The sequence below is a fragment of the Chloroflexus sp. genome, assembly GCF_056331925.1.
On the sequence record NZ_JBWGQH010000001.1, the window covers coordinates 202,204 to 215,480 of the forward strand.

Genomic DNA, 13,277 nt, shown 5'->3' on the forward strand with positions numbered 1-13,277 from the left:
GCTTGAAAGTCTGCCTCGCCTACGCTAGAATACGGTGCGATCAGGCTATAAGGAGGATACTCCATGCGCTGGATACCTTTGTTTGCACTGCTCACAGCGTTGGGATACATTATCTTTTTACAGCGAAAGCTCGCTGCTGCCGAACGACGTGGCAACATGTATCGCGATATTGCCAACCGCCTCGAATTACGACTGGCCGAACTCAACGCTCACTAGACCAGCGTAGTGTATGTATGCCGTTGTCACTTCGCCTATAGGCGCGTCAGCCGATGATGTGCTCATTCGTCCGGCGCGTCTTAGTGATATTGATGCCATCGTGGCCCTTCACCGCGATGCCTTTGCCGATACGTTCGGTGCTGCATTTGGTCCACGTGACCGCGAGCGGGGCGCACAGGCACTGGCTACCGGCTGGCGACGCCAAGGTCCGTCGGCGTTGCAAGGGATGCTGGTGGCCGAATATGCCGGTCAGTTGATCGGTACCACGAGTTTGCGTACTCGTGATATGATGGGGCCGAGCGGCGGATTCGCCGAGTCGGCTTTTTTTGAAACGTTGGGACTGTGGGGAGCACTTCGTTCGCTCTTTGCCCTATCACTGCTCGATCACCAAATCGAACCAGGCGAAGGCTTCATCGCCGATGTCGCCGTCGCACCGGAGTGGCGCCGACGCGGGGTAGCCCGTGCATTATTGCGCCAGGCCGAGCATGATGCGCGCGCTCGCGCCCTCACGTATCTTGGTTTGTATGTACGTGAGACGAATCACGGCGCGCAGATGTTGTACGAACGGATTGGGTTTCACGCTCTGTATGTTCGCCGTTCACTCCTCGGACGGCTGTTCTTCGGTCAGGATGGCTGGATCTATATGCGCAAAGAGCTTACCTGATCGAATCATAGGAATAGGATTCATGCAAACCATCAATGAAGAGGAAAAGACAATGACGTCTCACCAGATTAATCCGTTTCACGTCGCTCAACAACAGTTCGATCAGGCAGCCGAAATGTTGCACCTACCCGATGATATTCGGGCTATTCTGCGCGTACCGCAGCGTGAGCTGACGGTAAACTTCCCCGTTCAGATGGACGATAGTTCGACTCGTGTCTTCACCGGCTATCGTGTCCAGCACAACCTGAGCCGTGGGCCGGTCAAGGGAGGGATCCGCTACCATCCGAGCGTCGATATTGATGAAGTACGCGCACTGGCAATGTGGATGACATGGAAATGCGCGCTAGTCAATATTCCCTATGGTGGTGCGAAAGGTGGTGTGATTGTCGACCCCAAACAGCTCTCGCTCGGCGAATTGGAACGTTTAACCCGTCGCTTTGCGACTGAGATCAGCATCTTGCTCGGCCCCGAAAAAGATATTCCCGCGCCCGATGTCGGTACGAATGCGCAAACGATGGCCTGGATCATGGATACCATCTCGATGCACCGTGGCTATACCGTGCCGGCAGTGATCACCGGCAAGCCGGTGAATGTCGGTGGTTCGCTCGGACGGGTCGAAGCGACCGGGCGCGGTGTGATGCTGATGGTACGCGAGATGGCACGTAAGCTGGGGTGGCCGTTGTCCGATCTGCGGATTGTCGTGCAAGGCTTTGGGAACGTCGGCGGCACGGCTGCGCACTTGCTCCATCAACTCGGCTGTAAGGTGATCGGTGTGTCCGATGCCTCCGGTGGTTACTACTGCGCTCACGGTCTCGATATTCCGGCAATGCGCCAGTACGCCGACCGACATCCGTACCGCTTGCTCGAAGGGTATCGTGCGCCCGGTGTTGAACCAATCGGCGGCGACGAGTTGCTCGAACTCGCCTGTGATGTGCTCATTCCGGCAGCACTCGAAAACCAACTCACCGGCGCTAATGCCGACCGCATCCAGGCTAAACTGATCGTTGAAGGGGCTAACGGTCCGACGACACCCGAAGCTGATGCCATCCTCGGCGAGCGTGGCATTCCGATTGTCCCCGATATTCTCGCCAACGCCGGTGGGGTGATTGTTTCGTACTTTGAGTGGGTGCAGGGCTTACAAGAATTTTTCTGGGATGAGCAAGATATTAACGAGAAGCTGGAACGGATTATCGTCGGCGCGTTCCAGCAAGTGAATGCGATGGCCGAACAGCGCCACATCCCGTTACGCCTTGCCGCCTATCTGCTTGCCGTGCAACGGGTTGCCGATGCAAATACGACCCGTGGGGTGTATCCGTGATAGGCAGCCGATCCTCTCGCCGATGGTAATGCGTTGAGGCTCAGGCTGCGCAGGAGCGCTTATGCAGATCGTGCTGGTTGAGGATAATCTGCTCATGCAACAGCTCTTTACGATCTTCCTCCGCGGACATGGGTTCGATGTGACCGTCGCCGCTACCGGAGCTGCGGCTCTGACCGTACCCATCTCACTCCCAACCCTCTTCCTCATCGATCTGCGTCTGCCCGATTGCAATGGCTTTGAGCTGCTCAAACAGTTACGTGCTCGGCCTGAACTGCGCCATTGCCCGGCTATTGCTCTGAGTGGATTGGGCGAAAGTGACCGGCAGAAAGCCTTCGCTGCCGGCTTCAACCGCTTCTTGACGAAACCGACCGATCTTGATGAGTTGTTGCTTACCATTACTGAGTTGTTAGGTGGCGTATCTCAACGCTAGGTACACCACCCCAACGGGAGTTGCGATGAAGCGTCTAGTCTTGTGGGATGTGGATGGGACTCTGCTCTCGACCGACGGGATTGCCGCAAATGCAATGCGAACGGCGCTCCGCCGGTTGGTTGGGCCAGAGGTTCAGATCGAGCGCACATCATACGCCGGTAAAACCGACTGGCAAATTGTACGTGAGAGCTTACCCTCAATTGATGAAGAAGCCATCAATAGTCAATTACGCGAATTTATTGCGCTCTATGTCGCTGAATTAACTACGCAGCGTGAGGCTTTGATCGCGCGCTCGACCGTCTTTGCCGGTGTGGTAGAAGCTTTACAAGGGTTGTCGGACATCGCGTACCAGGTACCGCTAACCGGCAATGTCGCCGCAGCAGCCAAGATCAAGCTCGAATGCACCGGTCTGTTACCGTGGCTCGACATCGAGGCCGGTGCCTATGGCGACGACCATTTTGACCGCCTCGCCTTACCACCAATTGCCGTCGCCCGAGCAACAGCGCGCTACCGGCATACCTTTAACCGTACTGATGTCGTAATCATCGGCGATACCCCCCGAGATATCGCCTGCGGTAAAGCCTTCGGTGCGCGCACGGTCGCTGTCGCCACCGGTCCGTTTTCGCTCACCGATTTGGCGGCTCATCAGCCCGATGCCCTGTTCCCTGATTTGCGCGATACCGATGCTGTCTTGCGTGCAGTATTGGGCTGAATAAACGGAGAAAGGAAGCTAATCGCTCAACTGCTTCCCTGCTATTCTAAATACACGCAATCGCCACGGCAAAGCGGCACATTCCCCCCTCCGGGAGCACCCTCTCCTCCCGGAAGGTCGCCATTGCTGGTCGGACCCACCATGGGGCAGTGTGGTTTCGCTCATGAACGATACCACACGCCGGTCACGTCCAGATTCGCCCCGGCGCAGTGCGCGCCTCGTTCGTTGCCGGCCAAACACCGGCGACTCCGTAGGAGGAGCGATCCGCGAGAATTGGGTGCGTCCCAGCATGGTTCACCGTGGCTTCGCGCTAGTTGTCTCATATCACAACGCCCACGTCGCTCATCGCCCGTGCGCAACGGAAGCGACGATTACGGTTTGTTCGCGCACCTCTCAATCGCCCCGCGTGCATGCCTCGGTGCAGCGACGTGGCGGTGATACCGCGTAGCTTCGCCGCCGAATCAGGACACACTGAGAAGGTACGTTCTACGAGAACGTACTTTCTCCCCGCACCTCAGAACGGTTATCACCCCTTACAATGCACGTGGCCCACCGTGCAGTTCTTCCACCAATTGGGCACGTGCCTCAACTACACTCATCTGCGTCGAGGCATAGAGTGATGCGGCCCGCATAATTTCCTTGGCCTGTTCTTTCGGCATCAAACGGACTTGCTCGAGCGTGAGGCCCTGGCTGCGCAGGTATTCGATGATGTAGGCCTGCTCAAGATGCTCGTAGCTCTCACGAGCATGACCAACGAGATCTAGATCGGTGGTGGGCGTCGTTGCCATAGCGCACCTCCTTGTATATGCTGTTATGTATAACTGTAGCATACTGGTACGCTAGTTTCAAGAAAGAGACGCAATCATGTGATGGGATTTTCACTTACACGAAAGTTTCATCCCGTCATCCAGAAATTATCGAGGGTAGGCTTAACCCAACCCTCACGCTGCCTAGTGCAAACACCGATCTCACAATCACCCAGGCGCGCACCAACTCAGAAGCCGTCTAACACCAACAATACCATCGACAACCACCCGACCGGCTCAGTCGTTCGACGGACAGGTGGTGTATCAAGTGACGGCGTAAGTGAACGGCCATCTTGCGCCGGTGGCCGTCACAAGACCCAAGGGACAACGGTCCTACACATACGTTATCACCTTAGGACATTTACCTCACTGAGGTCAACCGGCCGATTCATCGTCAAATCGACCGACTACGACGGTGATCCTGAACGCCTGTCTTACCCTTATGCGGTAGCCGTCGCCTTCGCGCGTGCGTGCTCCTGTTCAGCAAGATACCACGTCGCCTCCATTGCTGCACGGCAACCATCACCGGCAGCAGTCACCGCTTGCCGATAAATGTGATCGGCCACATCACCGGCGGCAAAGATACCGGGGATGTTAGTACGGGTACGACCATCGGTAACGATATAACCACCTTCATCGAGATCAAGAATACCACGGAAAAGCTCGGTGTTGGGAACGTGGCCGATATATGGAAAGACACCATCAGTCGGTAGCTCGCTCAGCTCACCGGTCTTCAAATTACGCAGCGTTACCGACTCAACCTTGTCTTTACCGTTGATCGCCACTACCGTTGAGTTCCAGATAAAGCGAACCTTAGGATTGTTAAATGCCCGCTCTTGCAACACCGGATCAGCACGTAGTGTGTCACGGCGATGGACAATCACCAACTCATCGACATAGCGGGTCAGGAAGAGACCTTCATCGAGCGCACTATTACCACCGCCAACCACGACGACCTTCTTACCGCGGAAGAAGAAACCGTCGCATGTTGCACAATAGCTTACCCCACGGTTCGCCAGCTCAGCTTCACCGGGAACCCCCAGCTTACGCGGCGAAGCGCCGGTGCTGATAATAATCGCATCGGCAGTCACAATCTGCCCGCCGTCGGTATGAATAATAAAGGGTCGCTGATCGACGACAACCTTCGTTGCCATAGAATCGAGATACTGCGTACCAAAACGAGCTGCCTGCTTCTCCATTGCCTCGGCCAGCTCGAAGCCACCGATGCCCTCGGGGAAGCCGGGGTAGTTCTCAACTTCACTCGTGGTAGCAATGAGACCGCCCGGTTGCAGACCGCGAATGACGAGTGGCTCGAGATTCGCCCGTGCCGCATAGAGTGCTGCTGTCAGACCGGCCGGACCCGATCCGATAATAACAACTTTGTGATGCATATCACCTGTCTCCTTAAGCGATACATAGCCGTCGGCGCAACAATGTCGCGTCGCTCACAGCCGAAAGTATACCACGTTGCCTCAAGAGCTGTCTGTAATCTAGATTACCCCCCGGAGGTATGGGGAGATGGATCATGCTCTACGTGCTGCTGTTGGCGCATCGGTAACCAGTAGGTATTGACACCGGGGACAGCAGGTGCAGCCGTCGCACCACAGAAGACCCAGACCACACGGAACCCCAATTCATGCAAGCGTAACAACGCGGCCCGAATCGAATCAGATGCAACGGCACCGATCAACACAATAGTAGCGCCGGGATGCAGCTCGGGAGTTATCAGGCGTAGCAGCCGTGTGCCGGGCACAACGGAATAGGCCGTCAGTCGAGCCAATGTCTCCATGATCTGAGCAAGCTGGTTGGGGCTACGTCCAGGCGGTAACCGCACCAGATGTTCTGCTTCGACGGGTGCTCCGTTGGCATACAAACCAACCGCATGACCGTCAGTGATACTGCTATGCGCCAACGTTGCCGTCACACCGATCATATGCTCGACCAAATCTGGATCGATCCCCTGAAAGTAAAACTCGAAGGTATCGAGATCCAACACCAACGCCACAACGTGCGCCGTCGTCGGTTCGTACACTCGCGTTTGTAGCGTCCCGGTACGCGCAGTTGCCGCCCAATGGACATCCTTCAACGGGTCGGATGGAGCATACTCGCGCACGCCAACAACCCGTAACGGATCACGGAGCAGTGCCGATGCGCGAACCAAGCCGAGCGGATCGCGCGCCGGTAAACCGAGTTCGGCCAAACTGCGCAGCCGTGGATAAACGAGCAGTGTTGCATCGGCGGCAAACGTCATCTCACTACGATAGATCCCAAACGGATCACCACTTTGCGCCTGCGCCGGTCCGAAACGGAACGTACCCCGTCGCTTGCACCGTAACCGATAGCGCCAAACCACCCGCTCGTACCACCGCAACCCTGTACTGCGCCGCAGAAGATTGCTCTGTCGGCTGCCACTAAACATCACCGGCCCATCGAGCACCTGTACACCCGAGGGGATCGTGTCAAAGATCTGAATCTGGGCTAATGGGAGTAGCTTCCGATTGGTCAGGGTGATTGTCAGCGTTACGTCATCATCGGGGAAGGCGCGCGTCTGGCTCAACTCACGGCGGTACGCTACCCGCTGCAACGACCAACGTTGCCACAAACGGGCAGCGCCCATGCTTACCAAGAGCATCACTGTGAACAACGTCAATGCAGCTTGGCGAAAGAGTAAGGCAAGAACGAAGATAGCGAGGAGTGCAGGTATAACAACAGGCATGATGTACTCTATCTCCGTGCTATTCTCCCGGTAACCGACGCCGGCTCAACGGGAGCGTAAACAAGAAACGAGCCCCCCGCCCAACCTGGCTTTCTACCCAAATCCGACCGCCATGGGCCTCGACAATCGCGCGGGTAATATAAAGCCCTAGCCCACTACCGGGCTGATCGCGGCGTAACCGGTTATCAACCCGGTAGAAACGCTCAAAGATCAGATCCTGCTCTTCGGGAGGAATACCGATGCCTTGATCGGCGACGTAAACTATCGCCATTTCACCTTCAGCACGCGCACCAATCCGGATCGTCCCACCGTTGGGGCTATACTTCACTGCATTTTCGATCAGATTCGTAAACACTTGCCGTAACCGCTCGTAATCGGCATAGACCGGGGGCATATCATCAGGAACACGGATCTCGAACTCAATCCGGTCATCAACCTGAGCCGCAAACCGCCGCACAACCTCCTTCACCAGCAATTGGAGCGACACATCACTCCGTTCGAGGCGCAAACCACCGGCAGCGATCCGCGAGACATCGAGTAAATCTTGAATCTGACGGGCTAACCGGTCGGCCTCTTCACCGATCACCTGCAACGCCTCACGGTACTGCTCGATGGTAAACTGCCCATCAGGACGAAGCATCGTCTCGGCAAAGCCTTTGATAATACTCACCGGCGTGCGCAATTCGTGCGAAATCACCGAAATAAAGGTATTCTGGCGCTCCTCTTCAGCCTTCTGCGCCGTAATATCGCGCACATTGGCAATAGCGCTCAACAACATACCAAGTGCATTCCGCTGCGGCGCATAGCGATTTTGGATAAACAACTCACGTCCATCGCGCGTGGTAATGCGTCCCTCAACCACCGGATTAGCGAGTTCGGGATGGCGCTGCAACGGACAATCATTCAAACAGATATTCACCCCCTGCGCATCGCGGATCCCCAACACTTCAGCACAGGGTCGCCCAATCGCCTCGTCCCGTGACCAACCGGTCAGTTGCTCCATCGTATGGTTGAACGTGGTAATGCGCCAGCGGCCATCGATAATCATCACCCCATCCGCCGACTGTTCGATGAGCGCATTCAGATGCTGCTTCTCACGCAAAACACTTTGAAACAACCGTGCATTCCCAACGGCAATCGCCGCTTGGTCGGCGAAATCTTGCAACATCTGCCGATCATCGGCGGAAAAAGCCACATTGAGCGCGGCACGAAAAACGTAAATTACACCGAGTGGCGCTTCACGCACGGTGAGGGGAAGGGCGATCATTTGGCGCAGTGGAATACCGGTATCCAACGATATTTCACGCAACACTTGCGGCCCATAGAGACTGAGATCGGTGATCGGAATTCGCAACAGTGGTGTGAAGGCCGGCCAGCTCTCACGCGGTAATTGAGCCGAGGCGCGAATACGCAACACGCCATCGTCCTCGTCGAACAACGCAATAAAACCAAGCGTCCCGGCGAGTAGTTCGACGGCGTAAGTAATGACCAGATTCAGTACACTACCCAGATCGAGCTGAGCCGTCAGGGCACGACCGATCTGTAACAGGTATTCGCGTTGACGTAAGCGGAGGTCAGTCATCGTTGCCATTGTACCATAGAACGACACACTACTCCCTTTCTCTTCAGGATAACCTTTTACACCGATTCACATAGTTATTCACCGGTGCTGTCAAGGATTACCGCGAGTACTATCGCCTATGTGTTTTATACCCCTCTCAGTGATCCGAAACTCATGCCGCAGCAACCTCACGTGCCGCTATTAACACCCAACTACCGGCCAATTACTATTTACACAACGACTCGACAATACATATGATGCATGATAAAATTGTCACCGATCTGTACAGACGGCCAATAGATATTTCACACCGAACAGAAACGAAGAGTAGCGCTACCCAAGCAATTGCCCTTAGCACAGGGGAGATCGCGCCAACCAAGTGCACAGCAGACACCATCGTCAACGACGAGGAGATCGGCCATGAAGTTGGATCTGAGCGGCAAGCGCGCAAAGAAGCTGATCCGGGAACACAATCTCACGCCCGAAGAGATTCAGCAAATCGTTGCGGCAGCTCGTATTAATCTCGCCACCTTCGATCCGGGCTACCGGGCAAACGTCACCCAAATTGCCGACGAATTGCGCAGAAGCCGCCCAACCATCTACGGCTGGGCCGATCGCGCACTGGCCGCCACCATCGACTCGCTCCGCAGTATTCGGACCGGGCGTCCACCCAAAGAGCGCGAACGCTCGGGCCAAACGGGCGACGCCTAACCCCGCCTTTGGAAACAATGTGGTTGCACGACAGTGTATAATAGGTATCGATGCGTGGTGAAAGACATCCACGCGAGAGCGAGGCAGCATGAGCAGTGAGCTGAAAGAGCTTCTCAACCGATTCCGAATGGTCGAGAGCGTTGAAGCAGCGGCAGTGGTTGCGACCGATGGGTTATTGATCGAAAGTGTCTCACGCGCCGGGGTCGATATTGATGCGATTGGGGCCGTTGCCTCCAATGGGTTGGCAATGGTCGATGCGCTCGGGCGTGAAATAGCCAAAGGTAGCACCGTACAGGCAGTTCTTGAATACGACGAAGGACTGGTGTTGATCGAACCGATCAGCGATGATGCGATGCTCTTACTCTTAACAAATTCGCGTGACGATTTGGGTCTTTTGCGGTTTCTCGCTGCAAAACATCGTGACGAAATGATCGATGCGCTGAGCGCAATCTAACAGTGAGTGTGCTATAATTTTGAAAAGTAACGCATCGATTCCCGCCACTCTCAGACGTGAAGGTAGGTTGCGATGGATCCACAGTTGACAAGTATCATCGTACCCTCAGAAGAGATTGCTCAGATCGAGGAATGTCTCGCCCGCTTGGTCGAAGACACCGGCAGTGACTATGCACTTCTCCTCGATAAGAGTGGTCAGGTTATCTCTTCCAAGGGCGATGGTGACCGCCAAGACATTACGGCTCTCGGTGCATTGATTGCCGGTGTGTTCGCATCCTCGCGCGAAGTTGCGAAGCTGTTGCGCGAACGCGATTTTCGAGCCTCGTTTCAGCAAGGTGTCCGCGAAAATATTTTTATCGCCCTGATCGAAGAACAGTGGATTCTCTGTATTATCTTCAACAAAGGTACCCATATCGGGTTGGTAAAGGTCTTGACCAAGAAGGCTACCGACGAGTTGGCCGCCGTGCTCGAACGAGTGCGCCAGCAACACAAAGCACGCGATGAGGTGCTCGGTTCGGCCTTCCGCACGTCGATGGAAGATACTATCGATCTCCTGTTCCGCGATTAGCCGCATTCCTGCACTGCCGATAGGCCGCGTCGGCGTCTTCGTTCGACCGGCTACGCGAGAGAATCTATGGCTCTGATCAATGTCGCTGCGCGTGAAATACATTGCAAGATCGTCTATTATGGCCCCGGTATGTGCGGTAAGACGACGAACTTGCAGTACATCCACAGCCAGGTGCCGAAAGAGGTTAAGGGCGATCTGCTTTCCATTGCTACCGAAACCGAACGCACCCTTTTCTTCGACTTTCTACCGCTCGATCTCGGTAAAGTGCGTGGGTTTCAGACACGCTTCCACCTTTATACTGTACCGGGGCAAGTGCTCTATGAACGAACCCGCGTGGCGGTGCTGAATGGCGCTGACGGCGTGGTGTTTGTTGCCGATTCACACAAAGCGAAAATGCAGGAAAATATCAATAGCCTGCGTGAGTTGGCCCAGAATATTACGCGCCAAAATAAGCGTTTTGCTGATTTTCCCGTCGTGTTGCAATACAACAAACGTGATTTACCCCCAGATGTGCTGGCCCCGGTAGAGATGATGGATCATTTCTTAGGTGTAAAAAAAATGAATTGGCCGCGCATTGAGGCAATTGCAACGAAAGGTGTTGGTGTATTTGAGACGTTACGTGCTATTAGTCGGGTGGTTATTAGTAAACTGTAGTGTTGGCAGACAAACGGTATGTGAGTGAGGCGCAACTATGGCGCTGGCAGGTGATTTGAGTGAATTCTCACTCACCGATATTATTCAGTTGTTGCAACTTAGTAAGAAGACCGGTGGAGTCGAGATTGATGGCCGGCGTGGCACTCAACGGCTCACCGGGTGGATCTTCTTTCGTGATGGTAAAATCGTCGATGCAAAATTGCCCGGCCTGACACCGCTCGAGGCCGTCTATGCCTTCTTTACTGTGACGAGCGGTCCCTTCCGTTTTCACGAAGGAGTAACGTCGCCCCAAGTCACCATTACGGCTAGCAACGAATCGATTATTATGGAGGGTATTCATCGCCAAGAGACGTGGTCGCAACAACAAGAGACTGCCCCGTCCCTGACGATGGTGCCTCGTCTCGTGCCAAACCCTGCCTCGGGTAGTGTTGAGATTAGCCTTGACGCCGAGGAATGGCGCGTGCTGACGATGATCAACGGAAAACACACGGTTGGGCAAATTGCCCAGCGCAGTGGTATTGGTGAGACGCGAACTCTTGAGATTATTACGAAGTTAATGCAGAGTGGCTTGATCGAACGGCGCGAAGCCGCTGCCGGTGAGTCGTTAGCCCCTGAGTTTGAACAGATCGCTGCCGGCTATCTCGGCACCGGTGCCAATGCCTTGCTCCAAGAGGCGTACCGGATCGCCGGTGTGACCGATCCGTCACGTGCATCGGCTGCCGAAATGCTCGCCGCCGCCGATGCATTTGAAGCAGAGGCCCGTCGCCTGATCGGCGCCGACCGCGCCGGTCAAGCCGCGGCCCAACTCCGTGAGCGTGCCCGTGAGTTACTCGTGTGATCTGTGGTACAATGTCGGCGTGCGACCCTGCCCGTCGCTAGGGGCAGGTTTTTTTTGATTCTGACCGACGATATTGTTTGATGAGGAGCGTGCTGTGCGGGCATTAATCAGCGTTTACGATAAGTCTGGGATTGTTGAGTTCGCACAGGAGTTACATGCACTTGACGTTGAGATTATCTCAACCGGTCAAACCCAGCGTGTCTTACGTGAGGCCGGCATCCCGGCAGTAGCAGTAAGCGACATCACCCATTTTCCTGAAATTCTTGACGGCCGAGTCAAAACCCTGCATCCGGCAATCCATGCCGGTCTCCTGGCTCGCCGCGATGTACCAACCCACCTGGCCGAACTTGCTGCTCATGGTCTCAAACCCATCGATTTGGTTGTTGTGAACCTGTACCCCTTTGCCGCCACGATCAGTCGTCCCGGCGTAACGATGGCCGAGGCCCAAGAGCAGATTGATATTGGTGGTGTTGCCCTGCTACGTGCCGCCGCCAAGAACTTCCCGGCTGTACTCGTGCTGGTTGACCCGGCTGACTACGCAGGGGTACTGGCCGGATTACGCGCCGGGGAGGTACCATTGGCCGAACGGCAGCGGCTAGCAGCAAAGGCCTTTGCCCATACCGCCGAATACGATGCAGCGATCGCAGCCTATTTGCGCACCGATCCCTTCCCTGACGTGTTACCGATGGCATGGCGCAAATACCAATCCTTGCGCTACGGCGAAAATCCCCACCAAGCCGCTGCACTTTACGGCAATTTCGGTGCGTTCTTCCAACAGTTGCACGGCAAAGAGCTAAGCTATAACAATATTTTGGATACGACCGCGGCTCAAGAACTTATCGAAGAGTTTCCTCCCGCTGAGGGAGCAGCAGTGGCGATTATCAAGCATACGAATCCCTGCGGTGTGGCCATCGGTCCCGATCCGCGCAGTGCATGGGAAGCAGCCTTCGCCACCGACCGTGATGCCCCCTTTGGCGGTATCATCGCCGTGAACCGTCCGGTCGATCTTGCCTTTGCTGAAGCGGTAAATGAAATCTTCTCCGAAATTATTATCGCTCCAGAATTCCAACCTGATGCGCTCGAATTACTGCAACGGAAGAAAAATCGCCGCTTACTGCGCAATCTGCAACCGGTCACCCGCACCGGTGAATGGCAGATCCGCAGTGTACCCGGCGGAGTACTCGTCCAAGAAGCCGATCATACGCCGCTAGCAGCCGAAGAATGGCGGGTAGTTACCAAACGCGCTCCTACCGATACCGAAGTAGCCGCCCTCCGGTTTGGGTGGCGCGTCGTCAAACATGTGAAATCCAATGCAATCGTTTATGCAGCGGCTGACCGTACCCTCGGCATTGGTGCCGGTCAGATGAGCCGTGTTGATAGCTCACGACTCGCAGTTTGGAAAGCCCAACAAGCGGGGCTTGATCTACGTGGGAGTATCGTGGCAAGTGATGCCCTGTTCCCTTTTGCCGATGGAGTCGAAACAGCAATTGCCGCCGGAGCAACAGCAATCATTCAGCCCGGTGGTTCGGTCCGTGATGAAGAGGTTATCGCCGCCGCAGATGCCGCCGGAGCCGCGATGGTCTTTACCGGCCACCGCCATTTCCGCCACTAGTAGGTGCGCACGGCAGTG

At 55.4% G+C, this 13,277-nt stretch carries 15 protein-coding genes; 11 read left to right on the forward strand and 4 right to left on the reverse strand.

Annotated features, from left to right (window positions below; all coding sequences use genetic code 11):
* The first annotated feature begins 63 nt into the window (after positions 1-63).
* The 5 genes from AC01ZF_RS00815 (at position 64) to AC01ZF_RS00835 (ending at position 3,340) form a co-directional block, all read left to right on the forward strand.
* Positions 64-216: a hypothetical protein gene (locus AC01ZF_RS00815; RefSeq protein ID WP_424676657.1), complete on the forward strand. Its 153-nt coding sequence runs from the start codon at positions 64-66 to the stop codon at positions 214-216.
* Between the two features lie 13 nt (positions 217-229).
* Complete coding sequence (locus tag AC01ZF_RS00820) at positions 230-880, forward strand: GNAT family N-acetyltransferase (RefSeq protein WP_424676656.1); 651 nt, start codon at positions 230-232, stop codon at positions 878-880.
* A 52-nt stretch (positions 881-932) separates the two neighbouring features.
* Entirely contained in the window at positions 933-2,198 is a 1,266-nt protein-coding gene (locus tag AC01ZF_RS00825; RefSeq protein ID WP_424676669.1) for a Glu/Leu/Phe/Val family dehydrogenase, read from the forward strand.
* Between the two features lie 61 nt (positions 2,199-2,259).
* Positions 2,260-2,628 (forward strand): response regulator, encoded by a 369-nt coding sequence (locus AC01ZF_RS00830; protein WP_424676655.1) that lies wholly within the window; start codon positions 2,260-2,262, stop codon positions 2,626-2,628.
* Between the two features lie 25 nt (positions 2,629-2,653).
* Positions 2,654-3,340 carry an HAD family hydrolase gene (locus AC01ZF_RS00835; RefSeq protein ID WP_424676654.1) on the forward strand — a complete coding sequence of 229 codons (687 nt, stop codon included), beginning with the start codon at positions 2,654-2,656 and terminating at the stop codon, positions 3,338-3,340.
* A 533-nt stretch (positions 3,341-3,873) separates the two neighbouring features.
* On the opposite strand, the gene AC01ZF_RS00840 is transcribed toward AC01ZF_RS00835, so the two are convergent.
* From AC01ZF_RS00840 to AC01ZF_RS00855, 4 genes are all read right to left on the reverse strand, one after another.
* On the reverse strand, positions 3,874-4,128 hold the full coding sequence (locus tag AC01ZF_RS00840) for a hypothetical protein (protein WP_424676653.1): 255 nt from the start codon (positions 4,126-4,128) through the stop codon (positions 3,874-3,876).
* A 458-nt stretch (positions 4,129-4,586) separates the two neighbouring features.
* Positions 4,587-5,537, reverse strand: a complete 951-nt coding sequence (gene trxB / locus AC01ZF_RS00845) for a thioredoxin-disulfide reductase (RefSeq protein WP_424676652.1) — start codon at positions 5,535-5,537, stop codon at positions 4,587-4,589.
* A gap of 104 nt (positions 5,538-5,641) precedes the next feature.
* Positions 5,642-6,862: a DUF58 domain-containing protein gene (locus tag AC01ZF_RS00850; RefSeq protein WP_424676651.1), complete on the reverse strand. Its 1,221-nt coding sequence runs from the start codon at positions 6,860-6,862 to the stop codon at positions 5,642-5,644.
* Positions 6,863-6,881: 19 nt separating this feature from the next.
* Entirely contained in the window at positions 6,882-8,471 is a 1,590-nt protein-coding gene (locus AC01ZF_RS00855; RefSeq protein ID WP_476575034.1) for an ATP-binding protein, read from the reverse strand.
* Between the two features lie 372 nt (positions 8,472-8,843).
* Between AC01ZF_RS00855 and AC01ZF_RS00860 the strand changes: the two genes are divergently transcribed.
* From AC01ZF_RS00860 to purH, 6 genes are all read left to right on the forward strand, one after another.
* Positions 8,844-9,134 (forward strand): helix-turn-helix domain-containing protein, encoded by a 291-nt coding sequence (locus AC01ZF_RS00860; protein WP_015941407.1) that lies wholly within the window; start codon positions 8,844-8,846, stop codon positions 9,132-9,134.
* An 88-nt stretch (positions 9,135-9,222) separates the two neighbouring features.
* Positions 9,223-9,588, forward strand: a complete 366-nt coding sequence (locus AC01ZF_RS00865; protein WP_015941406.1) for a roadblock/LC7 domain-containing protein — start codon at positions 9,223-9,225, stop codon at positions 9,586-9,588.
* Positions 9,589-9,660: 72 nt separating this feature from the next.
* Entirely contained in the window at positions 9,661-10,155 is a 495-nt protein-coding gene (locus AC01ZF_RS00870) for a roadblock/LC7 domain-containing protein (RefSeq protein WP_015941405.1), read from the forward strand.
* 66 nt (positions 10,156-10,221) lie between these two features.
* The gene (locus AC01ZF_RS00875) at positions 10,222-10,809 is read left to right on the forward strand and encodes a GTP-binding protein (protein WP_424676650.1); all 588 of its coding nucleotides are present in this window, start codon (positions 10,222-10,224) and stop codon (positions 10,807-10,809) included.
* A gap of 37 nt (positions 10,810-10,846) precedes the next feature.
* Positions 10,847-11,647, forward strand: coding sequence for a DUF4388 domain-containing protein (locus AC01ZF_RS00880; protein ID WP_424676649.1), 801 nt, complete (start codon positions 10,847-10,849; stop codon positions 11,645-11,647).
* A 94-nt stretch (positions 11,648-11,741) separates the two neighbouring features.
* Positions 11,742-13,259 carry a bifunctional phosphoribosylaminoimidazolecarboxamide formyltransferase/IMP cyclohydrolase gene (gene purH, locus AC01ZF_RS00885; protein WP_424676648.1) on the forward strand — a complete coding sequence of 506 codons (1,518 nt, stop codon included), beginning with the start codon at positions 11,742-11,744 and terminating at the stop codon, positions 13,257-13,259.
* The last annotated feature ends 18 nt before the right edge of the window (positions 13,260-13,277 follow it).

Bases quoted from the DNA above. Each gene is read 5' to 3' on its own strand.
- AC01ZF_RS00830 (WP_424676655.1), top strand. From the start codon at position 2,260: ATGCAGATCGTGCTGGTTGAGGATAATCTGCTCATGCAACAGCTCTTT.
- AC01ZF_RS00815 (WP_424676657.1), top strand. From the start codon at position 64: ATGCGCTGGATACCTTTGTTTGCACTGCTCACAGCGTTGGGATACATT.
- AC01ZF_RS00880 (WP_424676649.1), top strand. From the start codon at position 10,847: ATGGCGCTGGCAGGTGATTTGAGTGAATTCTCACTCACCGATATTATT.
- AC01ZF_RS00860 (WP_015941407.1), top strand. From the start codon at position 8,844: ATGAAGTTGGATCTGAGCGGCAAGCGCGCAAAGAAGCTGATCCGGGAA.
- AC01ZF_RS00850 (WP_424676651.1), bottom strand. From the start codon at position 6,862: ATGCCTGTTGTTATACCTGCACTCCTCGCTATCTTCGTTCTTGCCTTA.
- AC01ZF_RS00835 (WP_424676654.1), top strand. From the start codon at position 2,654: ATGAAGCGTCTAGTCTTGTGGGATGTGGATGGGACTCTGCTCTCGACC.
- AC01ZF_RS00820 (WP_424676656.1), top strand. From the start codon at position 230: ATGTATGCCGTTGTCACTTCGCCTATAGGCGCGTCAGCCGATGATGTG.
- trxB (WP_424676652.1), bottom strand. From the start codon at position 5,537: ATGCATCACAAAGTTGTTATTATCGGATCGGGTCCGGCCGGTCTGACA.
- AC01ZF_RS00825 (WP_424676669.1), top strand. From the start codon at position 933: ATGACGTCTCACCAGATTAATCCGTTTCACGTCGCTCAACAACAGTTC.
- AC01ZF_RS00840 (WP_424676653.1), bottom strand. From the start codon at position 4,128: ATGGCAACGACGCCCACCACCGATCTAGATCTCGTTGGTCATGCTCGT.
- AC01ZF_RS00870 (WP_015941405.1), top strand. From the start codon at position 9,661: ATGGATCCACAGTTGACAAGTATCATCGTACCCTCAGAAGAGATTGCT.
- AC01ZF_RS00865 (WP_015941406.1), top strand. From the start codon at position 9,223: ATGAGCAGTGAGCTGAAAGAGCTTCTCAACCGATTCCGAATGGTCGAG.
- AC01ZF_RS00875 (WP_424676650.1), top strand. From the start codon at position 10,222: ATGGCTCTGATCAATGTCGCTGCGCGTGAAATACATTGCAAGATCGTC.